The 24129-nt window shown below is 73.4% G+C and carries 22 protein-coding genes; 7 read left to right on the top strand and 15 right to left on the bottom strand.

Going from position 1 to position 24129, the window contains the following annotated elements; translation table 11 throughout:
• The first annotated feature begins 59 nt into the window (after positions 1–59).
• Positions 60–476 carry an organic hydroperoxide resistance protein gene (locus ACFYUZ_RS30420; RefSeq protein ID WP_389314601.1) on the top strand — a complete coding sequence of 139 codons (417 nt, stop codon included), beginning with the start codon at positions 60–62 and terminating at the stop codon, positions 474–476.
• A gap of 67 nt (positions 477–543) precedes the next feature.
• Here ACFYUZ_RS30420 and hemL read toward each other — a convergent pair whose 3' ends face one another.
• The 13 genes from hemL to ACFYUZ_RS30355 form a co-directional block, all read right to left on the bottom strand.
• The gene (hemL, locus tag ACFYUZ_RS30415; protein ID WP_389314599.1) at positions 544–1845 is read right to left on the bottom strand and encodes a glutamate-1-semialdehyde 2,1-aminomutase; all 1302 of its coding nucleotides are present in this window, start codon (positions 1843–1845) and stop codon (positions 544–546) included.
• Positions 1842–3914: an acetate--CoA ligase family protein gene (locus ACFYUZ_RS30410; RefSeq protein WP_389314598.1), complete on the bottom strand. Its 2073-nt coding sequence runs from the start codon at positions 3912–3914 to the stop codon at positions 1842–1844. The genes hemL and ACFYUZ_RS30410 overlap by 4 nt, the downstream gene beginning before the upstream one ends.
• Positions 3911–5266 (bottom strand): glutamyl-tRNA reductase, encoded by a 1356-nt coding sequence (gene hemA, locus ACFYUZ_RS30405; protein WP_389314596.1) that lies wholly within the window; start codon positions 5264–5266, stop codon positions 3911–3913. The genes ACFYUZ_RS30410 and hemA overlap by 4 nt, the downstream gene beginning before the upstream one ends.
• Before the next feature lie 4 nt (positions 5267–5270).
• Positions 5271–6290 (bottom strand): porphobilinogen synthase, encoded by a 1020-nt coding sequence (gene hemB, locus ACFYUZ_RS30400; RefSeq protein WP_030692336.1) that lies wholly within the window; start codon positions 6288–6290, stop codon positions 5271–5273.
• A 112-nt stretch (positions 6291–6402) separates the two neighbouring features.
• Positions 6403–7203: an aspartate/glutamate racemase family protein gene (locus tag ACFYUZ_RS30395; RefSeq protein ID WP_389314594.1), complete on the bottom strand. Its 801-nt coding sequence runs from the start codon at positions 7201–7203 to the stop codon at positions 6403–6405.
• Positions 7172–8422 carry an FAD-dependent oxidoreductase gene (locus ACFYUZ_RS30390; protein ID WP_389314592.1) on the bottom strand — a complete coding sequence of 417 codons (1251 nt, stop codon included), beginning with the start codon at positions 8420–8422 and terminating at the stop codon, positions 7172–7174. The genes ACFYUZ_RS30395 and ACFYUZ_RS30390 overlap by 32 nt, the downstream gene beginning before the upstream one ends.
• Entirely contained in the window at positions 8419–9198 is a 780-nt protein-coding gene (locus ACFYUZ_RS30385) for an arylmalonate decarboxylase (RefSeq protein ID WP_389314590.1), read from the bottom strand. The genes ACFYUZ_RS30390 and ACFYUZ_RS30385 overlap by 4 nt, the downstream gene beginning before the upstream one ends.
• 163 nt (positions 9199–9361) lie before the next feature.
• A complete protein-coding gene (locus ACFYUZ_RS30380; RefSeq protein WP_389314588.1) occupies positions 9362–9796 on the bottom strand; it encodes a 4-oxalocrotonate tautomerase family protein in 435 nt (144 codons plus the stop codon).
• A 25-nt stretch (positions 9797–9821) separates the two neighbouring features.
• Positions 9822–10412, bottom strand: coding sequence for a LuxR C-terminal-related transcriptional regulator (locus ACFYUZ_RS30375; protein ID WP_389314587.1), 591 nt, complete (start codon positions 10410–10412; stop codon positions 9822–9824).
• Positions 10413–10531: 119 nt separating this feature from the next.
• A complete protein-coding gene (locus tag ACFYUZ_RS30370; protein WP_389314585.1) occupies positions 10532–11461 on the bottom strand; it encodes a DMT family transporter in 930 nt (309 codons plus the stop codon).
• 157 nt (positions 11462–11618) lie between these two features.
• Positions 11619–12539 carry a LysR family transcriptional regulator gene (locus tag ACFYUZ_RS30365; RefSeq protein WP_389314583.1) on the bottom strand — a complete coding sequence of 307 codons (921 nt, stop codon included), beginning with the start codon at positions 12537–12539 and terminating at the stop codon, positions 11619–11621.
• A 28-nt stretch (positions 12540–12567) separates the two neighbouring features.
• Positions 12568–13485, bottom strand: coding sequence for a TIGR03619 family F420-dependent LLM class oxidoreductase (locus tag ACFYUZ_RS30360; protein ID WP_389314582.1), 918 nt, complete (start codon positions 13483–13485; stop codon positions 12568–12570).
• Positions 13482–14702 carry an MFS transporter gene (locus ACFYUZ_RS30355; protein WP_389314580.1) on the bottom strand — a complete coding sequence of 407 codons (1221 nt, stop codon included), beginning with the start codon at positions 14700–14702 and terminating at the stop codon, positions 13482–13484. The genes ACFYUZ_RS30360 and ACFYUZ_RS30355 overlap by 4 nt, the downstream gene beginning before the upstream one ends.
• Positions 14703–14937: 235 nt before the next feature.
• Here ACFYUZ_RS30355 and ACFYUZ_RS30350 point away from each other — a divergent pair, with 235 nt between their 5' ends.
• Together ACFYUZ_RS30350 and ACFYUZ_RS30345 are read left to right on the top strand one after the other, a co-directional pair.
• The gene (locus tag ACFYUZ_RS30350) at positions 14938–16572 is read left to right on the top strand and encodes a glutamate--tRNA ligase (RefSeq protein WP_389314578.1); all 1635 of its coding nucleotides are present in this window, start codon (positions 14938–14940) and stop codon (positions 16570–16572) included.
• A 649-nt stretch (positions 16573–17221) separates the two neighbouring features.
• Positions 17222–18220 carry a TAXI family TRAP transporter solute-binding subunit gene (locus ACFYUZ_RS30345; protein ID WP_389314576.1) on the top strand — a complete coding sequence of 333 codons (999 nt, stop codon included), beginning with the start codon at positions 17222–17224 and terminating at the stop codon, positions 18218–18220.
• 18 nt (positions 18221–18238) lie between these two features.
• Here ACFYUZ_RS30345 and ACFYUZ_RS30340 read toward each other — a convergent pair whose 3' ends face one another.
• Both ACFYUZ_RS30340 and ACFYUZ_RS30335 read right to left on the bottom strand, forming a co-directional pair.
• Positions 18239–19636, bottom strand: a complete 1398-nt coding sequence (locus tag ACFYUZ_RS30340; RefSeq protein ID WP_389314574.1) for an ATP-binding protein — start codon at positions 19634–19636, stop codon at positions 18239–18241.
• Between the two features lie 18 nt (positions 19637–19654).
• The gene (locus ACFYUZ_RS30335; protein WP_389314572.1) at positions 19655–20368 is read right to left on the bottom strand and encodes a response regulator transcription factor; all 714 of its coding nucleotides are present in this window, start codon (positions 20366–20368) and stop codon (positions 19655–19657) included.
• A 283-nt stretch (positions 20369–20651) separates the two neighbouring features.
• On the opposite strand from ACFYUZ_RS30335, the gene ACFYUZ_RS30330 reads away from it, so the two are divergent.
• From ACFYUZ_RS30330 to ACFYUZ_RS30315, 4 genes are all read left to right on the top strand, one after another.
• Complete coding sequence (locus tag ACFYUZ_RS30330; RefSeq protein WP_389314570.1) at positions 20652–21449, top strand: amino acid ABC transporter ATP-binding protein; 798 nt, start codon at positions 20652–20654, stop codon at positions 21447–21449.
• Positions 21450–21502: 53 nt separating this feature from the next.
• Positions 21503–22324: a glutamate ABC transporter substrate-binding protein gene (locus ACFYUZ_RS30325; protein WP_389314568.1), complete on the top strand. Its 822-nt coding sequence runs from the start codon at positions 21503–21505 to the stop codon at positions 22322–22324.
• A gap of 119 nt (positions 22325–22443) precedes the next feature.
• Positions 22444–23118: an amino acid ABC transporter permease gene (locus ACFYUZ_RS30320; protein ID WP_389314566.1), complete on the top strand. Its 675-nt coding sequence runs from the start codon at positions 22444–22446 to the stop codon at positions 23116–23118.
• Entirely contained in the window at positions 23115–24005 is an 891-nt protein-coding gene (locus tag ACFYUZ_RS30315) for an amino acid ABC transporter permease (protein WP_389314564.1), read from the top strand. The genes ACFYUZ_RS30320 and ACFYUZ_RS30315 overlap by 4 nt, the downstream gene beginning before the upstream one ends.
• Positions 24006–24129 lie beyond the last annotated feature (124 nt).

Raw genomic sequence — 24129 nt, 5'->3', positions numbered from 1 at the left:
TTCGGCGGCGCCGGAGACTGGGAGGAATTCCCCTTCTCCGCTTTCGAAAGGAATGACGCATGGCCGTCGTCTACACCGCCGAGGTCGCTTCCACCGGAGACGGGCGCAACGGCGCCGTGCGCTCCTCCGACGGGCTTCTCGACCTGCCGCTGTCGAGCCCCAAGGCCGTCGGCGGTTCCGGCACCGCGACCAACCCCGAGCAGCTCTTCGCCGCCGGCTACGCCGCCTGCTTCCACAGCGCGCTCCGGGTCTCCGCGCGCGAGTCCCGGACCGCGCTCACGGACGACACGGTCACCGCCGAGGTGGCGCTGCACAAGGAGGAGGGCGGCTTCCACCTGTCGGTGGTCCTCACCGTCGAACTGCCCGGACTCGACGCGGCCGAGGCGCGGCGGCTCGCGGAGGCCGCCCACGGGCGCTGCCCGTACTCGAAGGCGATCCGGGGGAACGTCGAGGTGCGGATCGACCTCGCGGCCTGAACCGCCCGGCACAGGAAGAGCCCCCGTGGTCCACGGGGGCTCTTCCCTCTTCCGTACGGCCCTGCCGTCAGCGCTTCGCCGCCGCCGCGGCCGCCGCCGCGGCCGGGAGCGCCTCGACCACCCGGCTCACGGCCCGGTCGTCGTGCGAGGCCGAGACGAACCAGGCCTCGAAGGGCGAGGGCGGCAGATAGACGCCCCGGCGCAGCAGCTCGTGGAAGAACGGCGTGTAGCGGTACGCCTCGGTGGCGCGGACCCCGTCGAAGTCCACCACCTCGTCCTCGCCGAAGAAGACCGAGAACATGGTGCCGGAGTACTGCAGCCGGTGTGCGACGCCCTCCTTGGTGAGGGCGGCGGAGACCTCGGCGCCGATCGTGGCCGAGACCTGGTCGAGCCGCTCGTACACCTCGGGGGTGCTGTGCCGCAGGGTGGCGAGGCCGGCGGCGGTGGCGACCGGGTTCCCGGAGAGGGTGCCCGCCTGGTAGACGGGGCCGGCCGGGGCGAGGTGGGCCATGACGTCCGCGCGTCCGCCGAAGGCCGCCGCGGGGAAGCCGCCGCCCATGACCTTGCCGAAGGTCAGCAGGTCGGGGGCGACGCCGTCCCGGCCGTACCAGCCGGAGCGGCTGGCCCGGAAGCCGGTCATGACCTCGTCGGAGACGAAGAGCGCGCCGTGGCGGGCGGTGATCTCCTTGAGGCCGGCGTTGAAGCCGGGCAGCGGGGGGACGGCGCCCATGTTGCCGGGGGCCGCCTCGGTGATGACGGCGGCGATCTCCGCGCCGATCTCGGCGAAGACCTTCTCGACGGCCGCCAGGTCGTTGTACGGCAGGACGATCGTGTCGCTCGCCTGGGCGCCGGTGACGCCCGGGGTGTCGGGCAGCGCGAAGGTCGCGAGGCCGGAGCCGGCCGAGGCGAGGAGCGCGTCCACGTGGCCGTGGTAGCAGCCGGCGAACTTCACGATCTTGCTGCGGCCGGTGAAGCCGCGCGCCAGGCGGATCGCCGACATCGTGGCCTCGGTGCCGGAGCTGACCAGACGGACCTGCTCGACGGGGGCGACCCGGTCGACGATCTCCTCGGCGAGTTCGACCTCTCCGGTGGACGGCGCCCCGAAGGAGGTGCCCCGCTCCAGGGCCCGGGCGACCGCCTCGACGACGGCGGGGTGGCGGTGGCCGAGGATCATCGGGCCCCAGGAGCAGATGAGGTCGACGTACTCGTTGCCGTCGCTGTCGGTGAGGTACGGCCCTTCGGCGGAGGCGATGAAGCGGGGGGTGCCGCCGACGGCGCCGAAGGCGCGGACGGGCGAGTTGACGCCGCCGGGGGTGACCTTGCGGGCGCGCTCGAAGAGGGCCTTGCTGTTCGTCTCTCCCGTGCTCATCGGACCGTCTCCTCGGAGGCGTCGGGGCCGGGGGCGGCGTCGAGGCTCAGGGCGGCGTCCAGGACGACCGCGCCCTTCGTGAGGACCCGTACCGGGTTGAGGTCGAGGGCGAAGCCGGCCGGCCAGTCCTGGACCAGTTCGCCGACCCTGTGGAGGAGTTCGGCGGCGGCCTCGACGTCCACGGCGTCCCGGCCGCGGGTGCCGGCGAGTATCTTCGCGCCGCGCAGCCCGGCGAGGAGCTCGGCGCCCTCGCCCGGCGCCAGCGGCAGGAGCCGGTGGCCGACGTCGTCGAGGACCTCGGTGAAGATCCCGCCGAGGCCGGCGGTGAGGACGGGGCCCAGGTCGGTGGTGTGGACGCCCACGATCAGCTCGACGCCCTCGTCGACGAGTTCCTCGACGAGCACCTGGCCGCCGAGCGCGGCGAGCCGGCCGAAGGCCTCGGGCGCGGTGTCGGCGGTGACGCCGATCTCGACGCCGCCGGCCTCCGTCTTGTGCAGCAGGCCGGGGACGACGGCCTTGAGGACCGCCGTGCCGCCGACCTCGGTGACGGCGGCCGCCGCGTCCTCGGCGCTCGCCGCGATCCGGCCCTTCGGCACGGCGATCCCGGCCTCGGCGAGGAGTGCCTTCAGCTGCGGCTCCGTGGCCTCGGCGCCGGGGCCGGGCACCGTGCCGGGGCGCGGTGCCTCGGGCAGCGTCCGGGGGCGGCTGACCTCCCAGAGGGCGGCGGCGGCGCGCAGGGCGCGGGCCGGGGTCGGGTACTCGGGGAGCCCGGCCTCGCGCAGGTCGCGCGGGGCGTCGGGGGCGAGGAAGTCGGCACCGGTGCGGGCGACGAGGATGGGCTTGCCGCCCTTCTCGGCGGCGCGGGAGAGGGCGTTGACGGCCTTCTCGACGTCGGGTCCGGCCATCACGCAGAAGGCGGCGACGATGATGTCGACGGTGTCGTCGGCGATCAGGACGTCGAGGGAGCGGTCGAAGAGGGAGGGGTCGCTGAGGACGGTGGCCGTGATGTCGACCGGGTTGTCGATGGCCCCGAAGGCGGGGACGATCTCGGCGAGCGCCTCCTTGCTGCGCGGCTCCAGGGTGCTGAGCTCCAGGCCGTGGGCCTCGACGGCGTCGGCGGCGAGGATGCCGGAGCCGCCGGAGGTGGTGACGACGGCGACGCGGTTGCCGGCGGGGCGGCGCTCGGACTCGAAGACCCGGGCCACGTCGAGGAGTTCGTCGATGTCCTCGACCCGGACGATGCCGAGGCCGCGCAGGGCGGCGTCCAGGACCCGGTCGTCGGTGGCGAGGGCGCCGGTGTGCGAGGCGGCGGCGCGGCCGCCCGCCTCGGTGCGGCCGGACTTGAGGAGGGCGACGGGCTTGCCGGAGCCGGCGAGCTCGCGGAGGGTGCCGATGTCCGGGGTGTCCTCCAGGTAGCCGAGGAGGCCGGTGACCTCGGGGACGGCGGCCAGTTCGCGGAGGACTTCGAGGGCGGTGACGTCGGCGTCGTTGCCGGTGCTGACCACCCAGCCGGGGCGCAGGCCCCGCTCCAGGGCGAGGCTGGCGGCGCCGAAGCCGAGGGCGCCGCTCTGGCTGACGAAGGCGAGGGTGCCGGGCTCGAAGGGCACGGACTCGGCGCCGAAGAGCGGGCTGAAGGTGGCGAGGACGCGGTTCTCGTAGCCGACGGCGCCGATGCAGTTGGGGCCGATGATCCGCAGGCCTCCGGCGCGGGCCTTGGCGACGACCTCCGCCTGGAGGCGGGCGCCCTCCTCGCCGGTCTCGGCGAAGCCGGAGGAGGCGATGACGGCGAGCTTGACGCCGGCGGCGACGCAGTCGTCGACGGCGCCGGGGACCCGCTCGGCGGAGACCATGATCAGGGCCAGGTCGACGGGGCCCGGGGCGTCCTTGACGCTGGGGTACGCGGGGACGCCGAGGATCTCCGGGGAGCGCGGGTTGACCGGCAGGATGCGGCCCTTGTAGCCGTACCGGAGGAGGTAGTCGAGCGGCTTGCGGCCCAGGGCGCCGGGGCGCTCGCTGGCCCCGATGACGGCGATGGATTCGGCTTCCCAGAGGGCCGAGATGTCACTCATGCGATGGCCTCGATCTTCTTCTCGTTCGGGTCGTTCGTGTCGCTGTCGCGGGGAGGTTCCGCCGCGGCGAAGAGGCGGGTGAAGGCGGCGATGTGCCGGGCGCCGTCCGGGTCGGCCGCCAGCTCCCGCACCAGGACGGTGGGCTGGTGCAGGGCCTTGTCGACGATGCGGCGGACGCTGCGGCCGATCTCCTGCCGGGCCGCGCCGTCGAGCCCGTCGAGGCGGCGGGCGAGCCGGTCGAGCTCGGCCTCGGCGGCCTCGGTGGCGGCGGTGCGCAGGGCGGTGAGGACGGGCTTGGCGCCGGCGAGCCGCAGGCCCGTGCGGAACTGCTCGACCTCGGCGTCGATCAGCTCGTGCGCGGCCTGGACGCTGGCGGCCGAGATCTCGTCCTCCTGGCCCTCCTCCGCGATCCGGCGCAGGTCGACGAAGGTGACGCCGGGCAGTTCCGCCGCCGCGGGGGCGATGTTGTGCGGCAGCGACAGGTCGAGCAGGAACAGCTCGCGGCCGTCCCGGGCGGCGAGCGCCTCCTCGACGTGCCGTGCGGTGACGAGGTGGCCGGTGGCGGCGGTGGCGCCGACGACGACGTCCACCTCGGTGAGCAGCCGGGGCACGTCGGCCAGGTCGTAGCCCGCTCCCCCGGTGGTCTCGGCGAGCCGCTGGGCCTTCTCCGGGGTGCGGTTGGCGACGTGGACCCGGTCGAGGCCGGAGCGGCGCAGGGCGGCGACGACGACGCCGGCGAAGGCGCCGGCGCCGATGACGAGGGCGGTCTTGCCGTGCAGGGAGCCGACGCGGCGCTCGAAGAAGCCGAGTCCGGCGGTGGCGAGCGAGCGGCCGGCCTCGTTGAGCCCGGTCTCGTTGCGGGCCCGCTTGCCGACCCGCAGGGCGGTCTGGACGGCCTTGGCGAGGACCCGGCCGGTCCGGTCGAGGCGCTGGGACCGTTCGAGGCCCAGTTTCACCTGGCCGAGGATCTGGTCCTCGCCGACCACGACCGATTCGAGTCCGGAGGCCACGGCGAAGAGGTGGCGCACGGCTCCGTCGGCGTGGTGGCTGTAGAGGTGCGGGGCGATCTCGGCGCGGTCGACGCCGGTGTGCTGGGCGAACAGCTCGCCGAGGTCGCCGTGGACGGAGGAGGAGGGGTCGCCGAGGTCGGAGGCGCCGCCGCGGGTCTCGGCGTAGATCTCCAGGCGGTTGCAGGTGGAGACGACGACGGCGGCGTCGATGCCGTCGACGGAGGTCACGTCGGAGACGAGTTCCTCGGCGGGCCGGTCGGTGCCGGCGAGTCTCTCCAGGAGGTCGAGCGGGGCGCTGGCGTGGCTGATGCCGAGGACCAGCATGGAGGAGGACGAGGTCACCGGGTCACCGGTCCAGGCTCTGGGCGAACTCGGAGGCCCAGTAGGTGATGATCTGGGTGGCGCCGGCGCGGTGGATGGAGGCGAGGCTCTCCCGGACGACCTGGTCGCGGTCGATCCAGCCCTTGGCGGCGGCCGCCTCGACCATGGAGTACTCGCCGGAGACCTGGTAGGCGGAGACGGGCACCTGCACGTGGTCGGCGATGAGCCGGACGATGTCGAGGTAGGCGAGCGCGGGCTTGACCATGACCAGGTCGGCGCCCTCGGCGACGTCGAGCGAGACCTCCAGGAGGGATTCGCGGATGTTGCCGGGGTACTGCTGGTAGCCCTTGCGGTCGCCGCGCAGGGTGGACTCGACGGCGTCGCGGAAGGGGCCGTAGAAGTGCGAGGCGTACTTGGCGGAGTAGCCGAGGATGGCGACGGACTGGTGTCCGGCCTGGTCGAGGGCCTCGCGGATGCGGCGGACCTGGCCGTCCATCATGCCGCTGGGGGCGACGATCTGGGCGCCGGCGTCGGCCTGGACGACTGCGGCCCGTGCGTACAGCTCGATGCTGGCGTCGTTGTCGACGTCGCCGTTCGCGTCGAGGACGCCGGTGTGGCCGTGGTCGGTGTACTCGTCGAGGTTGATGTCGCCGATGACGACGGTGGAGTCGCCGACCTCGGCGACGACGTCGCGCAGGGCGACCTGGAGGATGCCGTCCGGGTCGACGGCGCCGGTGCCGGTGGGGTCCTTGTGCTCGGGGATGCCGAAGAGGATGAGTCCGCCGACCCCGTTGGCCACGGCCTCGGCGGCGGCCTTGCGGAGGGTGTCGCGGGTGTGCTGGAAGACGCCCGGCATGGAGGGGATCTCGCGCGGTTCGGTGAGGCCCTCGCGGAGGAAGAGGGGCTGGACGAGGTTGGCGGGGCCGACGCGGGTCTCGGCGGCGAAGCGGCGCAGCGCGGGGGTGCGGCGGAGGCGGCGCGGCCGGTAGTAGGGGGCGGCGGGGTCGGTGGCCGCGGTGTTGCGGCCGTAGGCGTCGTACGTCATGGGCGTGACTCCCTCGAAGGCGTGACGGCGTGCGGTGCGTGACGGTGGGGGTACGGGCGCGGGGCGGGGCGTCGGGCCCCTGGCAGGGCCGGTCCTGCGGACACGGCATCTCCTAGAGGGCCGAGCCCAGGAAGACCTGCTCCAGGTGCTTGGAGACGGGCTCGTCGGGGCGGCTGAACCAGTAGCCGTGGCCGCTGCGCTGGAAGAGCTTCAGCTCGCCCAGCCGGACGAGGGTCTCCGCGAGCTTCACGGCGAGTCCGGCGGGGTCGATCACGGGCAGGCCGTGGAGCTCGTGGATGCCGAGGTGCCAGAGGATCTCGTTGGGGATGCCCTCGGCGGGGATGATGACCTCGGCGCCGGCCCGGGCGGCCCGCTCGGCGGCCGCCGAGTACACCTCGACGAACTCGTCGAAGTCGCCTTCCAGGGAGCGGTGCACGGAGTCCCAGCCGCCGGGCACGACCTCGTACGAGCTGAGCGAGGACTCCAGGCGGTACTGGCGGATGTTGGCCCTGATGGGCTCCTCCAGCGGCGGCATGAAGCCGAGGACGCCGAAGCGCTGGCCGGTGAGCGCCGAGAGGAAGAAGGCCGTCTCGCCGTAGCCGAGGGTCGGGATGGAGGCGAGGTGGCGGGCGTCCCGCAGGCCGGGGTCCTGGCCGGCGGCGATCACCCAGGCGTCGTAGCCCTCCCGCTCCGCGACCAGCGCGGACTCGGAGAAGTGCCGGCTGAAGAGCACCTGGGCGGAGTGGTGGCCGACGAGGCCGAAGGGGGTGCGGTCGGGGTACGTGTCGGCCGGCAGGGTCTTGATGTCGACGGTGGTGCCGGGTGCGGCGATCGCGTCGAGGTGCTCGCGGTACCACTGGTCGAGCAGCGGCAGGCGTCCCTCAACGGTGTGCTTGTGAAACCAGATCCGCATGTGCGTCACCTTTCAGGGGTCGTGGTGCGACGTCGAGAAGTGATGCCTTGAGCAGGTAGTCGGTGGCCGCGCGGGGGTCCGCCGCGGTGCGCCGCAGGCCGTCGATCCGGGCGGCGAGTTCGGCCGGGCTGTCGAGGCCGGCCGTGCGGGCCTCGCTGCGCGGGATGACGGCCCTCTCGACGACGGAGCGGCGTCGGCCGAGGGCCGCGTCGAGGGGTGTCTCGTCGCCCGTGCCCGTCCGCAGGACGGTGGCGAGGGCCCGGCCGGTCTCCACGGCGTCGTGGATCCCGCAGTTCATGTTCAGTCCGCCGGCGGTGGACGTGAGGTGGGCCGCGTCCCCGGCGAACAGCAACCGGCCGGCCCGGTAGCGCGGCAGCAGGAACCGCGCGAGCCGGTAGGTGTGCGCGTCCGTGACGCGCACGGCCCGTCCGGCGCCGCCCGGCAGGGCCCGGTCGACCCGGGCGCGCACGGCGTCCGGGTCGAGCACCTCGTCGCGGGGCGTCCCGCGCCGGATCCGGAAGATGAGCCGCCAGTGGTCGGGCATCCCGAGCACGCTGACCGACCCCCGGGGGTCGCGGACGTACGTCAGCGCGGCGAGTCCGGGGACCAGTTCGTCCAGCGGGGCGTCGGTGACGACGCGCAGCGCGTAGTCCGGGTACTCCTCGGCCGTGCCGGGCAGCCCGGCGAGCGCCCGCAGCCGGCTCCGGCCGCCGTCGGCCGCCAGGACGTACGGGTGGTGGGTGGAGGTGGCCCGCCCCGACGCGTCCTCGGTGCGCAGCCGCACCCCGCCGCCGGTCTCGTCGGCCCCGACGGCGGTGGCCCCGAACCGCACGTCGGCGAGGCCGGTGGCGGTCAGCGCGTCGAGCAGCAGGGGGGTGAGCCGGGCCTGTTCGACGTGGAGCCGGTACGGATGGCGGGTGTGTCCGGTGAGCAGGGCGTAGTCCAGCTCGGCGTGCACGCCGCCGTCCAGGTCGCGCCACTGGACGCGGTCGACGGTGCGGCCCCGGACGCGCAGGGCGGCCGCGACGCCGAGTTCGTCGAGGAGGTCGAGGGTGGCGGGGTGGAAGGTGGAGGCGCGGGACTCGGTGGCCAGTTCGCTCCTGGACTCCAGGACGGTCACCGGGATCCCGGCGCGGGCCAGGACGAGCGCGGCGGTCAGTCCCACCGGTCCGGCGCCGACGACCGCGACAGGGCCGTGGGGTGCTCTGTGGCCGCTCACGACACGGCCACGGCGGCGGGCCCGTGGGCACCGTCCCGGCCGCCGGTCTTCTCGGCCAGCCGGCGCAGCAGCGGGTGGGCGTCGGGGCCGTCGGCCGGGAGGCCGAGGGCGTCGCGGGCCCACCAGGCGCTCGCCAGGTTGGAGGTGAGCAGGGTGCGCCCGCTGTCCCGGCCGAGCTCGGCGAGGGCGTCGAAGGTGAACATGCCGGTGCCGGTGAACAGCAGCGTCGCGTCCTCCGGGAGTTCGGCGTCCCGGACCTGGGCGACGAGTTCCTCGGTGGTCACGTCGTACGGGGAGAAGCGCGCACCGGCCCGGATCTTCACGATCCGGTCGACCGTGAGTCCGGCCGACTCCCAGTAGGCGTGGGAGAGTTCGGTGAGCCAGGGCTCGTACGGCGAGACGAGCACGAGCCGCTCGGCGCCCACGGCCCGCGCGGTGTCGAGGATGGCCAGGGCGGCGGACCGTACGGGTGCTCCGACGCGCTCGGAGAGCTCCGCGCAGAGGGCGCGGTCGCCTTCGGGGGTGAGGAGGTAGTGCGAGCCGGTGCAGGAGACCACGGCGGCGTCGAGACGCAGGCCGCCGAAATTCCCCAGCACTTCGGGGAGCACGTCGTTGTACTTCTCCAGACGACCGCGCAGGTCTTTTCCGGGAAGCACCGGAAATCGCGAGGTGTGGACATTGAACGCGGGGCTGACGAGGCTGCCGATCTCGGGTTCGGCGGCGGCGTTTCCGGACGGAACCACCACACCGAGCCGCGGCGCCGATTGCAGAGCCATGAACGAGTCTCTCCCATCCGTCGGTGCCATTGACATCACCGTACGGGCGGGGCGACCCGCACATCGATACGGGAATCCGCACCCCTCCACGAGGCGCCGGAAATACGGAAGGCGCCGCACCGTGAATACGGTGCGGCGCCTTCCGCCGGCTGGAATACGGAATTCAGCTCGCGCGGGCCGCCTCGGCGACGAGTTCGTCGATCTTCGCGCGGCGGGTCAGTCCGCCGTTCACGGCCCAGTTCCCCTCCGGGATCTCGTTCACGACGAGCCAGACGACGGTGTCGGGTCCCGTGGCCCCGTGCACGTGCCGGGTGACCTCGACGGCCAGCGCCTCGTTCCGCTCGGGGGTGAGGAAGCCCTCCAGGGGCGTGACGACGACCAGCACGCCCGGGGGCCGGCCGGCGCCGGTGGTGGCGAGCCCCTTGGCGGCCTCGCGGACGTACACCCAGGTGGCGGCGGCGAAGAAGTCGGTGCGGGGCAGCTCCATGGCCGTCAGCACGGAGTCGGCGACCTGCTGCTGCAGGACCTCCGCGGCGGCCTCGGAGAGGGTGCCCTCGGGAACGGTTATCTCGACCAGCGGCATGACGACTCCCATCATCGGTGTGTGCGTGCGGAGGTGCGGATCAGCAGGCCAGCGCGGCTTCGAACCGGTCGATGGCAGCGGCCAGTTGGGCGCGCCTGCGGATGTCGAGCTTCCGGTAGATCCGGGTGATGTGCAGCTCCACGGCCCGGGTGGAGACCGTGAAGGACTCGGCGATCTGCTTGTTGGTCAGGCCGTCGAGCATCATCGTGGCGATGCGCCGCTCGTGGGCGGTCAGCTCCTCACGGGCGCTCGGCGGGGCGAGCGGCGCGACGGGTGCCGGCACGCCCCCGCGTATTCGCTCGTGGGTCCCGGCGCCTCCGGTGGACCGTTCGAGACCGGCCAGCACCACGTGGCCCATGACGGCGTTCCACTCCCGGACCCGCAGTTCGCCGATGACCTGCGCCTGCGCGTACGGGTCGGCGTACAGCACCCGTAAGAGGGTGCGGCGGTCGGGGGCCTCGCAGACCAGGAACTCCCCGGTGCCGTCCCGCCAGGGCCCGCCGCCGAGCAGGATGCCGCGCGCGGCCATTCTTTTCCAGTAGGCCCGGTGAGCTTCTCCGAAACTCAACCGGTCCGTCTCATTTCCACGGAAAACGAGTTCGACCACAAAAGCCACGTGCGACTCCCCCATAAAGGCCGGGTGTTTCCGCTTGCGACGCTATCACCCGGCACCCGCTCCATTGGTGAACACAATATTGCGGATGACGGCCCGGCATTTCTGGGTTCCTCGGTCCTGCTGAATGCGTCCGGCTAATCTGCTGCCGCCGGCGCCGGCACGGGGGCGGCCTCGGGGGCCGGTTCGGCCGCCGGCTTCGGCTTGCGCCGCAGCAGACCGGTGGCGGCGAGCACCGCCACCGCGCCGAGCCACACGGTCCAGCCGAGCGGCTCGCGCAGCACGACGGCGCCGAGGACGACGGCCACCGCGGTCATCAGATAGGTGACGGTGGAGGCCACCGTGGGCCCGTCCTTGATGATCAGCTCGAAGTTGAGCAGCGCGGCGAAGCCGGTGCAGACCACGCCGAGGACGAGGACCGAGATCACCGAGTCGGCGCGCCAGGTCACGGCCTGGAGGCCCAGGAACGGGAAGGCGGCGAGGAGCAGCACGGTCGCCGCGCTGAGCTGCCCGCCCGCCAGCATCAGCGGCGGAACGCCCCTGCCCACGAGGAACTTGCCCATGTACGCGAAGCTGGCGCCGAAGCTGATCGAGCCGAGGACGAAGCAGAGGATGCTCCAACCGGTGCCCGCCGAGGCCGCGTTCCAGGGCGAGGCGATGAGCGCGGTGCCTCCGAGGCCGAGCAGCACACCGCCCGCCTTGAATCCGGAGACCCGCTTCTCCTGGCCGAGGAGCAGGGCGGCGGCCAGGGTCCAGATCGGCGCGCTGCCGTTGACCACGGCGGCGACGCTGCTGGAGCCGGCGATCTCGCCCTCGGCGTAGAGGGTCCAGGGGACGGCGTTGCCGAGGAGCGCGGCGACCGTCAGGTGTCCCCAGACGGCGGGCTCCCTGGGCAGCCTGAGCCCCTTCGCGTAGCCGATGGCGAGGATGACGACGGCGCCGAGGGCGAGCCGGATCAGCACCATCTGCACGGGTGAGAAGCCGTATCCGGCGATCTTGATCCACAGGAAGACGGAGCCCCAGATGAGGCTCAGCGCGGCCAGCCGCGCGTACGTGGCTTTGGACATGGGTGTTCCCGATCCAGGAGGGGAGAAGGCGGAGAAGAAGGGGCGCGCGAAGTGGTCCGCGGTACGGGAACGAGCCTCGCAGCGGCGGCCGGGCGGGTCCAGCAACGGCTCGTGGACGGTACCGTCCACGAGCCGTGGCGAATCGTCTTCCGCCCGGTCAGAGGGCGACGGCCGCCCGGGCCACCGTGCGGAGCGCGTCCAGGACGGCGGCGATCTCCGGGGAGGTCTGGCTGCCCTCCCGCACGGCCGCGAAGACCGTGCGGGACGGGGCCCGCTCGCTGAACGCGCGGATCGTCACCTCGGGCCGCGGCGCCGGCTTGGCCATCCGCGGGACGAGCGCGACCCCGAGGCCGAATCGCACCGCCGCCAGCGTGGCGTCCCAGTCGCCGATGGCGTGGGAGGCCTGCGGGGTGAACCCGGCGGCCGTACAGGCGGCGACGCCGATGTCGTGGCACAGGCCCGTCGTCGCGAAGATCCAGGTCTCCTCGGCGAGGTCGGCGAGGAGCAGCCGGGGGCTGCCGAGGAGCCGGTGGCCCCCGGGCAGGGCGATGTCGAAGGGGTCCTCGCAGAGCGCGACCCGGTGGAAGCGCGGGTCCTCGCCGGCCGTCCCCGCGGTGTCCGCGGAGATGACGACGTCCGTCTCGCCGCGGTGCAGCATGGAGAAGCTCTCCGGCGGGTCGACCTCGGCGAGCGAGGTCCGCAGGAGCGGCCGGCTCTCCCGCAGCCGGGCCACGGCGGGCAGGATCAGCGCCGAGAGGGTGGTGGAGAAACCGGCCACCGCGACCTCGCCGCGCTCGCCGCTGCCGTGCGCGGCGAGCTCCGCCCGCATCTGCTCGACCTGGGTGAAGACGGCGTCGGCGTGCCGGAGCACGATCCGCGCCGCGCCGGTGAGGCGCAGCCGGCGCCCGGACGGCTCGGTGAGCGGGACGCCCAACTCCCGTCCCAGGGCGCTGATCTGCTGCGAGACGGCCTGGGGGGTGAGGTGGAGGGCCCGGGCGGCGGCGCTGACGGTGCCGCGCTCGCTGAGTTCCCTGAGCACGCGCAGCTTCCGCAGGTCCAGATCGGTCACGTCCCGCACCCCTCCCCCGCCCTCCGTCAGCGCTTTCTCATCGTACGCAGCCGGCGTCCACGTCGATGACCTCCTTGACCAGCGTCTCCAGGACGTCCAGGTCCCGTGCCGTGCGCCCGGCCTCCCGCCGGTCGCCCGGGTAGGTGGGGTCGAGGACGACGGCCCGGGCGCCCAGGTCCTGGAGGAGCCCGAGGTCGTCGGCGATCTGCGCCAGGGTGCCCTCGCCGAGCAGCCGGCCCGGGCCCAGCGGCCGGGACGTGACCCGCAGCTTGATCCGGGGACAGAGGCCGGGCACCGGCAGTTCCTGCTCCTCGGCGACCTGGCGGAGCGTGGGCAGGCCGACGCCGAGGAGCCAGTCGCCGGAGACGGAGGTGGGGTGCCAGGCGTCGCCGAGGCGGACGGCCCGGCGCAGCGCCCCGTAGCTGTGGCCGCCGACCCAGACGGGCGGCCCGGGGCGCTGCACGGGCAGCGGCCCGGTGTGGACCTCGCGGAAGGAGACGTGGGCGCCGTCGAAGGAGGCGACCTCGTCGGCCCAGCAGGCCTTGATGGCGGCGAGGTACTCGTCGCTGATGGCGCCGCGCTTGCGGTACGGGACGTCGAGGACCGCGAACTCCCGGGCGGCCCAGCCGGCCGCCGCGCCGAACACCAGCCGGCCGTTGCTGAACCGGTCGATGTTGGCGGCGACGCGGGCGGTGTGCACGGGGTGCCGGTACGGGAGGATCGTCACCGTCGTGCCGAGCCCCACCGTCCTGGTGACGCCGGCGAGCCAGGCGAGGGTCGCGAAGGGGTCGTAGAACGGGGCGGGGAAGAGGTGCTGGACGTCCGGGGTGAGCGCGACGTGGTCGGAGACCATGGCGTAGTGGTAGCCCATCGCCTCGATCCGCAGCGCCCAGTCGGCGAGGGCGTCGGGGGTGGCTTCGGGGCCGTAGTTGGGCAGATTGACGCCGAACTTCATGAGGCGTTCCTTTCGGGGGCCCCGGCCGCGGGCGCGTCCGCGGCTCCGGCCCCGTGGGCGTTGTCCTGAAGGGGTGGCCCGGTGACGCGTCGGGCCACCGCGAGGTGGAAGAGGACCCCCGCGAGCGCGACCCCGGCGGCGAGGAGCGGGAGCAGACGGGCGTCGAGCCCCCGGGCGAGGGCGAGGCCGCCGAGCGCGGAGCCGACGGCACCGCCGAGGTAGGTGGCGGAGCTGTTGAGGCCGACGGCGGCGGCCCCGCCGTCCTGCGCGAGCAGCCGGTGCTGCTGCGGGACGACGAAGGCCCAGCCGACCGCGCCCCAGACCAGCAGGGGCAGCAGGACGAGGCCGGGCGGGGCGCCGGTCCACGGCAGCAGTGCCAGGGCGCCGCCGAGGACGCCGAGGAGCACGACGGCGAGGCGGGCGGGCCGTCCCGTCCGGTCGACGAGGGTGCCGGCGAGGAGGCTGCCGCAGACCCCGCCGACGCCCCAGACCCACAGGTACGGCACCGCGCTGTCCACGTCGGCGACGCGGCGCAGCACCGGTTCGAGGTAGGTGTAGAGCCCGAGGCTGGCCACGGTCTGGGTGAAGGTGACGGCGACGACCACGGCGACCCGGGGCCGGGCGAGGGCGCCGATCCGGGCCCGCGGCGAGGGCGCGGCGGCTCCCCGCACGGGCGGCAGCGCCGTCGCGACGCCGAGCAGCGCGACCAGGCCGAGCGCGGTGATCAGCCACAGGGCGGCCCGCCAGCCGGAGGCGGCCGCGACGAGCAGCCCGAGCGGCACGCCGAGCACGGTGCCCGCGCTCATCCCGCCGAGGACCAGGCCGAGGGCGCGTCCGCGCCGCTCGGGCGGGACGAGCGCGACGGCCGCGGCGGCCGCCGCGGGGGTGAAGAGGCCGGCGCCGGCGCCGGCGAGGGCACGGGTGCCGAGGAGCGCGGCGTACGAACCGGCCAGCGCCGTGCCGGTGTTGGCGAGGACGAAGACGACGAGCGCGGCGACGAGGACCGCCCGGGTGCCCCGGCGGGCGAGGACGGCCGAGAGGAGCGGCGCGGCCAGCGCGTAGCAGAGGGTGAAGGCGGTGACGGACTGGCCCGCGAGGGAGACGGAGACGTCCAGGTCGGCGCCCATGTCCGGGAGCAGTCCGGCCATCGCGTAGGCATCGGTCCCCATGGCGAAGGAGCCGAGCGCGAGCAGGCCCACCGCGCGCGTGCCGCCCATCACACCCCCTTGTGGTCGTCGTCGGGAACGGTCCTCGTACGGTCCTCGTACGGAAACGGTTCGCGTACGGGGCGGTCCTCGGGACGCTACTGATCGGGCTTCCCCGCCGCAGCCCACGAGGCCGAAGAGGGTTCGGAGTTCCGCAGCCTCCGGTCCCCGCTCCTCTCGGATCGACCGGTCACCGGCCTACGGTGGATCTCTCCAGGAACCCTGGCTCTCCAGGAGGGAGTCCACCGTGCTCGACCTGTCCGTCATCAACGCGATGTTCCCGCCCGACCTCCCGGAACCGGCCGACTGGGAGCGGCGGTTCGGACCGCGCGCCCTGCCGGACGGCGCCGAGGTCACGCGCTTCGCCCCGAGCCCCACCGGACACCTGCACATCGGCGGCCTCTACACGGCGGCCGTGGCCCGGGCGCTCGCCCGTCAGTCGGGCGGGGTGCACGTGCTGCGCGTCGAGGACACCGACCGGTCCCGGCAGGTGGCGGGCGCCGCGGAGGAGTTCTCCCGGCTGCTCGGCGCCTTCGGCCTCGCCCCGGACGAGGGGGGCGCCGCCGGGGACGGGGCGTGGGGACCGTACCTCCAGTCGGAGCGCCGGGACGTCTACCTCAGCCATGTCCGGGACCTCCTTCGCCGCGACCGCGCCTACCCCTGCTTCTGCGGCAAGGACCTCCTCGCGCGGAGCGCGGAGGAGCAGCGCGCGGGCCGCTCCCCGCTGGGCTACTACGGGCGGTGGGCGCCGTGCCGGACGCTGGCGCCGGAGGAGGCGGCGCGGCGGCTCGCGGCGGGCGAGCCGTACGTGGTGCGGTTCCGCTGCCCGTACGAGTTCCCCGGCCGGGTCCGGTTCACGGACCGCATCCGGGCCTCCGTCACGATGCAGGACAACGGCAACGACATCGTCCTCCTGAAGTCCTCCGAGGAGGAACTGCCGCTTCCCACCTACCACTTCGCGCACGTCGTGGACGACCGGCTGATGCGGGTGACGCTGGTGGTGCGCGGTGAGGAGTGGCTCTCCTCGACGCCGGTCCATCTGCAGCTGCACGCGGCGCTCGGCTTCGAGCCGCCCGCGTACGCGCACCTCGCCCCCCTCATGAAGGCGGAGGGCCCCTCGCGCCGCAAGCTGAGCAAGCGCAAGGACCCCGAGGCGTCGGTGGACTACTACCTGTCCGCCGGGTATCCCCCGGCCGCCGTCCAGCACTATCTGCGGGGCCTCGCCAACGTGCGGCTGATGGACGTCCCCACCGCCGAGGCGCTCGCCGCCGACATCCGGCTGGACGGCATGCGCCCCTCGGGTCCCCTGCTCGACCTGCCCAAACTGCACTCGCTGAGCCGCGAGTTCATCGCCTCGCTCACCCCCCGGGAGCTGTACGGGCAGCTGCTCGCCTGGGCGCGGGAGCACGACCCGGAGCTCGCCTCCGTCCTCGCCCGCCACGAGGACCTCGCCCTGGCGGCCGTGGCGACGGGCCGACCGGAGGGCGCGCCCGCCCGCAAGGACCTGGAGCGCTGGTCGTGCTTCCGCGACCGGTACGGCTTCTTCTTCGCGGAGCTCTTCGGCCCGGTGCCGGCGCCCGGGGACGACCGCTACGGCGGCCTTCCCGAGGACCGGGTGCGGCGGATCGCCGCCGACTTCGCCGCCGTCCCCCCCGAGGAGTGGTTCGCGCGGCTCGGGGAGATCGCCGTACGCCACGGCCATGCCCCGGACACGGCCTCCTGGCGCCGGGAGCCGGACCGCTGGGCGGGGCCGCCGAGGGCGGTCGCGAACGTGGTCCGGGTCGCGCTGACGGGCGCCACCCGCAGCCCGGACCTCTCCGCCGTGGCCCGCGCCCTGGGCCGGGACGAGGTGGTGCGCCGCCTCACCGCCGTGGCGGGGTGAGGCGGCGGGGCCCGCGTGCCGGACGACCCGGGCCCGACGGGAGCCGCCGGACGGGACCTGCTCCGGCGGCAGGCTCCGGGCCGAGGCGCGGACACCCGGCGCGGACGGCACCGGCGCGGAGGCCCGACACGGACGCCGGGTGCGGTCAACACCGCCGCGGACGCCCCACACGGACGCCGGGTGCGGTCAACACCGCCGCGGACGCCCCACACGGACGCCCGGCGCGGTCGGCACCGGCGCGGTCGGCGCCGGCGCTTCGAGGCCCTTGTCGCCGGAGCTCGCGGGCGCGTCCGCCCCGACCGGGGTCGCGGTCAGGGGCGGGCGGCACACGACGTGCCGCCCGGCTCCTCGATCCGGGCACGGTGACTCCCTCGGGACGGAGGTCGGTCGCCGAGCTCGGCGGGAAGTGCCAGGGGCGGACGGGGACTGTCCTCAAGATCACCGAGCGTGCCCCGACGCTAACCGCCGTGGCCCCGGCACCCCGGCAGGACACACGGCGCGGTGCGCGCCGACGGCCCCGCTCACCACTTCGGCGGAGCGCACTCACGGGTCCGCCCCGGGGCCCGGATCCGGGTCGTCCGCGGGCCGGGCCGGGGCCCGCACCGTCGAGCCTGGCCAGACCCGCCGGCGACCTGGCAGGATCGCAGGCATGCCCACCTCGCTCTCCCGTACCGCCCGCCGCCGCGTCCTGGCGGTCTCGGCCGCGCTGCTCGCGCTGTGCGGGGTGCTGGTGTGGTGGCTCGTCCCCTTCGGCTCCCCCGCACCGAGCGGCTCGGTCACCTTCAGTACGGGAGTCCGCACGGGCGTCTACCAGCGGTACGGCAACCTCCTGAAGAACGCCCTGGCGCAGGACCTCCCCGAGGTGTCGATAACGCTCGAGGAGAGCGAGGGATCCCAGCAGAACCTGGCCCGGGTCGCCACGGGCGAGGCCGACTTCACGGTCGCGACGGCCGACGCGGTGGCCCAGTACCAGCGCGAGCGCAGGCCCGGTTTCGAGCGGCTGCGCGGCTGCGCACGGCTCTACGACGACTACGTACAGCTCGTCGTGCGCAAGGGCTCCTCGCTGCAGAAGGTCCAGGACCTGCGCGGGCTCCGGGTCGGGGTCGGCCAGGACGGGTCCGGCGTGCGCCTGATCGCCGACCGGGTCCTCGCGGCCGCGGGCCTGACCCCCGACCGGGACGTCCGGCCGGTCTCGGCGGGCATCGACACGATGCCGGACCTCCTGGAGCGGGGCGAGCTCGACGCCTTCTTCTGGTCCGGCGGACTGCCCACCCAGGCGGTGCAGACGCTGTCCGAGCGCTTCCCGATCCGCCTGATCCCGCTGGACGCGCACCTGGTCGACGCGCTGCACGACGTCGGCGATTCGACCCGCTACTACCGGTCGGCGGTGATCCCGGCGGACTCGTACTCCGAGGCGCAGGACGGGCAGCGGATCGAGACCCTGGCGGTGGCGAACCTGCTGGTCACCACGGTGGACGCGGACGAGGACCTGGTCGAGGGCTTCACCCGTACGGTGATCAGGAGCCGGGACGGGATCGGCCGCCAGGTCCACCCGGCCCAGCTGGTGGACCTGCGCACCGCCGTGTACACGGAACCCCTGCGGCTCCACGACGGCGCCCGCCGCTACTACCGGTCGGTGAAGCCCTGAGGCGCCGCGTACCGCGTCCTACAGGTCGGCGGGGGCGCGCCGGGGGACGGTGACCGTCACCCGCAGGCCGTGCGGCTCGTTCGGGGCGAAGGCCACGCCTCCGCCGCCCGCCGTCAGCAGGACGCGCGCGATGGAGAGGCCGAGGCCCGAGCCCTTGACGTTCTGGTGCCGGCCCGAGCGCCAGAAGCGGTCGCCGACCCGGCCGAGCTCCTCCTCGGTGAGGCCGGGCCCGTGGTCGGCGACGACCACGGCGACGGTCGACCGGTCGGGGACGACCGTGACCGTGACCTCCTCCCCGGCGGGGGTGAACTTCAGCGCGTTGTCAATCACCGCGTCGAGGGCGCTGGAGAGGGCCACCGGGTCCGCCCAGGCGGTGACCGCGCCGTACGCCCCGGTCAGCGTGACGCCCTTGTCCTCGGCCACCGGGCGCCAGGACGCGACCCGCTCGGCGGTGAGCGCCCCGACGTCGGTGAGCCGCAGCTCGGCCGCCGCGTGCTCGGCGAGCGCCAGGTCCAGGAGGTCGTCGAGGACCTGGGCGAGGCGCTTGCCCTCGGTCCGTACGGAGGCGATCTCCTCGTTGCCCTCGGGGAGCTCCAGGGCGAGGAGCTCGATCCGCAGGAGCAGCGCGGCCAGCGGGTTGCGCAGCTGGTGGGAGGCGTCGGCGACGAAGGCCCGCTGCTGTTCGAGGGCGTCCTCGACGTTGTCGGCCATCTCGTTGAAGGAGTGGGCGAGGCGCCGCAGTTCGGGCGGGCCGCCGGTGGCGGCGACGCGCGAGTTCATCCGCCCGGTGGCGATGTCGTGGGTGACGGCGTCGAGGACGCGGACCGGTCGCAGCACCCAGCCGGTGAGCCGGAAGGCGGCGCCGACGGCGAGCAGCATCGCGGCGGCCTCGCCCGCGAAGATCAGCAGCCAGCCGCGCAGGATGCGGGAGCGGAGCTGTCCGGTGGGCGAGTCGGTGACGACGACGGCGACGACGTCCCCGTCGCGGACGACGGGGGAGGCGATGGGGAGGCGCGCGTCCCCCTGCCAGGGCCAGACCTGGGGCGGGTCGTGGCTGCGGCGCCCGAGCAGCGCCTCGTTGAAGGCGCGCCGGCCCTCTCCGTCGTACGGGACGACCCAGTCCTCGGGGGCGGCGGCCATGGCGCGGTTGTCGCGGTAGAAGATCCCGGCGCGGATGCCGTACACGTCGTGGTAGCTGGCGAGTTCGCCGCCGAGGGTGGCGCGCCGCTCGTCGGATCCGTCGCTGCTCTCGTCGACGAACTGGGCGAGGGCGGCGAAGCGCGCGGCGTCGTCGAGCCGGTCGACGACGACCCGCTGCTGCTCGGACGCGGCGAGGCTGGCGGCGAGCGGGAAGCCCAGGGCCAGCAGGACGCCGGCCATCAGCACGATGAGCAGGGGGAGGAGTCGGGTGCGCACGTCAGGGGCCGTCGGGAATCACGCGGCGGGGGCGACGAGGCGGTAGCCGACGCCCCGTACGGTCTCGATCAGGGCGGGCATCCTCAGCTTGGAGCGCAGGGAGGCGACGTGCACTTCCAGGGTGCGGCCGGTCCCCTCCCAACTGGTGCGCCAGACCTCGCTGATGATCTGCTCGCGGCGGAAGACGACACCGGGCCGCTGGGCGAGGAGGGCGAGCAGGTCGAACTCCTTGCGGGTGAGCGGGACGCTCTCGCCGTCGACGCTGACCCGGCGGGTGGGCAGCTCGATGGTGACGGGGCCGAGCCGCAGCACGGTCCCCTCGGCGGCGCTCGCGGTCCCGCCGGTCTCCTCCGCTCCGGTGCTGCGCCGGCTGACGGCGTGGATGCGGGCGAGGAGCTCGCCGGGGTCGTAGGGCTTGACGACGTAGTCGTCGGCGCCGAGGTTGAGCCCGTGGATGCGGGAGCGCACGTCACCGCGCGCGGTCACCATGATCACCGGGGTGGTGGTGAGCTTCCGGATGCGGCCGCAGACCTGGTAGCCGTCCTGGTCGGGCAGGCCGAGGTCGAGCAGGATCACCCCGTAGGAGGGCCGCTCGCCCTGGGCGGTGGGCAGGACGGCCTGGAGCGCCTCCTCACCGTTGCGTGCGTGCGTGACCGTGAAGCCGTGCTTCGCGAGGATCGCGGAGAGTGCGGCGGCGACGTGGTCGTCGTCCTCGACGAGCAGCAGTCGCATGCGTACCTCCTCCGTGATGATTCCGTGGTGATGTGCCGATGGCGGCTCTCTGTGTACCAGGTGCTACCAGGGCATGAACACCGAACATGGGTGTCACAGTCAAGTGTCCCCCGGTGACGGCGCCGTTTCCGTTATGGAGCCGGTACGGCCCGGGTGCCGCCTTCACGCGCCGTGTCCGTTCGCGGCCGTATCGTTATCCTCAATTTCCGCTCAGATGTGATGACGCTCGTCACATCGGGTCTCTAGTGTCCTCCCCAACCGAGGAGGACGGAGCAAGAGGCCGATGAGCGGAGAGTCAGTGTCCAAGTCCGTGCCCAGGGGGCCCGAGGACACCCCGCGTGCCGCGGACGACCTGGTCGTACTGTCCGACGTGAACAAGCACTTCGGCGCGCTGCATGTCCTCCAGGACATCGATCTGACGATCGCCCGCGGCGAGGTCGTGGTCGTCATCGGACCGTCCGGGTCCGGCAAGTCGACGCTGTGCCGCACGATCAACCGGCTGGAGAGCATCGACTCCGGCACCATCACCATCGACGGCAAGCCGCTGCCACAGGAGGGCAGGGAGCTCGCCCGGCTGCGTTCCGACGTCGGCATGGTCTTCCAGTCGTTCAACCTCTTCGCGCACAAGACGGTGCTCGAGAACGTGATGCTGGGCCAGATCAAGGTCCGCAAGACGGAGAAGAAGGCCGCCGAGGCCAAGGCCCGGGCCCTGCTCGACCGGGTCGGGGTCGGCACCCAGGCGGACAAGTACCCCGCTCAGCTCTCCGGTGGCCAGCAGCAGCGCGTGGCGATCGCCCGCGCGCTCGCGATGGACCCGAAGGTCATGCTCTTCGACGAGCCGACCTCGGCCCTCGACCCGGAGATGATCAACGAGGTCCTGGAGGTCATGCAGCAACTGGCCCGGGACGGCATGACGATGGTGGTCGTGACCCACGAGATGGGCTTCGCGCGCTCCGCCGCCAACCGGGTGGTCTTCATGGCCGACGGACGCGTCGTCGAGCAGGCGACGCCCGAGGAGTTCTTCAGCAACCCGCGCAGCGACCGGGCGAAGGACTTCCTCTCCAAGATCCTTCACCACTGAGCGGGTTCGGACCTATTCTTCCCAACTCACGCCTACTCAAGGGACTTTCCACCATGAAGCTTCGCAGCGCCTCCGCCGCCGCCGCGGCCGCCGTCGTCCTCGCCCTGACCGCCACCGCCTGTGGCGGCGGCTCCGACTCCGGCAGCAACGGCGACAAGATCAACATCGGCATCAAGTTCGACCAGCCGGGCCTCGGCCTGAAGACCCCGGACGGCACGTACGCCGGTTTCGACGTCGACGTCGCCAAGTACGTGGCCAAGGAGCTCGGCTACTCCGAGGACAAGATCAACTGGAAGCAGGCGCCGAGCGCCGAGCGCGAGAACCTGATCAAGAACGGCGACGTGAAGTTCGTCGTCGCCAGCTACTCGATCAACGACAAGCGCAAGAAGGAGGTCGACTTCGCGGGTCCGTACTTCCTGACCCACCAGGACCTCCTCGTCCGCGCCGACGACAAGTCGATCACCAAGGTCGAGGACCTCAACTCCAAGAAGCTCTGCTCGGTCACCGGCTCGACCTCCGCGCAGAACGTCAAGGAGAAGCTCGCCCCGAAGGCCGACCTCCAGCAGCTCGGCGGCTACTCCGAGTGCCTCACCGGCCTGGAGAACAAGGCCGTCGACGCCCTGACCACGGACGCCTCCATCCTCGCGGGCTACGCCTCGCAGAAGGAGCTCCAGGGCAAGTTCAAGCTCGTCGGCCTGAAGATGAGCGACGAGAACTACGGCATCGGCCTGAAGAAGGGTGACGACGAGCTCCGCGGCAAGATCAACAAGGCGCTGGAGAAGATGGTCGCCGACGGCACCTGGGAGAAGCTCGTCAAGCAGAACTTCGGCCCCTCGGGCTACAAGTACGAGCCCGCGCCGAAGGTCCAGAACTGACCCCACGCGCCACGCCGTGACGGCCGCCCCGCGCACGGGCGGCCGTCACGGCGGAACCGGCCGCCGCCGACGCGGCGGCCTCCACACCGACCGACCACCAGGGGAGAGCGCGGGGCATCGTGTTCGACTTTCTTGATTCCGGGCAGTACGACCTGCTCGGCGCCTTCTGGGTGACGGCGCAGCTCGCCCTCTACTCGGCGATCGGCTCGCTGATCTGGGGCACGGCCCTGGTCGCGATGCGGGTCAGCCCGGTCCCGCTGATGCGGGGCTTCGCCACCGCGTACGTGAACGTCGTCCGGAACACCCCGCTGACGGTCGTCCTCGTCGCCTGCCTGCTGGGCCTCAACCAGACCCTCCTCGTCTCGCTCGGCGCGGACCGGTCCGAGGACATCGGCTTCCGGCTCGCCGTCCTCGGCCTCGTCGCCTACACCGGCACCTTCGTCTGCGAGGCGCTGCGCTCGGGCATCAACACCGTTCCCCCGGGCCAGGCCGAGGCCGCCCGCGCGCTGGGCCTGAGCTTCACCCAGGTCCTCCGGCTCGTGGTCCTTCCGCAGGCCTTCCGCGCCGCGGTGACCCCGCTGGCCAACGTCCTGATCGCCCTCACGAAGAACACCACCGTGGCGGCCGCGATCGGCGCCGCCGAGGCGTCGCTCCTGATGAAGACGATGATGGAGAACGAGACCGACGCGCTCTTCGTGGTGTTCGCGATCTTCGCCTTCGGCTTCATCGTCCTCACCCTCCCCACCGGCCTGATCCTCGGCTGGGCGGCCAAGCGACTGGCGGTGAAGCGATGAGCTCCGTCCTGTACGACACCCCCGGCCCGCGCGCGAAGCGGCGCAACGTCGTCTACACGATCGTGTTCCTGGCCGTCCTCGCCCTGGTGGCCTGGTGGGTGCTGGGAGCCCTGGACGACAAGCACCAGCTGGACGCGGACAAGTGGAGTCCGTTCGTCACCGACTCCAAGGTCTGGACGACGTATCTGCTGCCCGGCCTCACCGAGACCCTCAAGGCCGCGGCCCTCGCCATCGTGATCGCCCTGCCGCTCGGCGCGGTGCTCGGCATCGGCCGGCTCTCCGACCACCGCTGGGTGCGCGTGCCGGTCGGCGCGGTCGTGGAGTTCTTCCGCGCCATCCCGGTGCTGCTCCTGATGATGTTCGCGAGCGCCCTCTACCGTGAGTTCACGACGGTCAGCTCCGACTTCCGCCCGCTGTACGCGGTCGTCACCGGCCTGGTCCTCTACAACGCCTCGGTGATCGCCGAGGTCGTCCGGGCCGGCGTGCTCTCGCTGCCCCGGGGCCAGGGCGACGCGGCCGTGGCGCTCGGCATGCGCAAGGGCCAGACCATGCTGTACGTCCTGCTGCCGCAGGCCGTGACCGTCATGCTGCCCGCCCTGGTCAGCCAGCTCGTCGTCATCGTCAAGGACACCGCGCTCGGCGGCGCCCTGCTCGGCTTCGCGGAGCTGCTCAGCCAGAACCGGCAGATCACCGCCAACTACGGCGCCAACACGATCGCCACCCTCACGGTCATCGCCCTGCTCTACATCGCCCTCAACGCCCTCCTCACCACCCTCGCGGGCCGTCTGGAGAAGCGGCTGCGGCAGGGCAGGAAGTCCCCCTCCGTGACTCTCCCTGCCCAGGCGGGAGCCACCGAGGTGAAGTCGGACGCCGTCAGCGGCGCCTGACCCCGGAGGGGGGGCGCCGGGGGGGGGGGGGCCCCCGCCCCCCCCCGGGGCCCCCCCCGGGGGGGCCGGGCGGGGCGGGCCCCCCGGGCGCCCCCCCCCCCCCCCCCCCCCCCGTTTCCCCGGG

Source organism: Streptomyces sp. NPDC004266 (assembly GCF_042874095.1).
GTDB lineage: Bacteria > Actinomycetota > Actinomycetes > Streptomycetales > Streptomycetaceae > Streptomyces.
The sequence above is the reverse complement of the archived record's forward strand: the minus strand, read 5'-3'. Positions and strand labels throughout refer to the sequence as shown.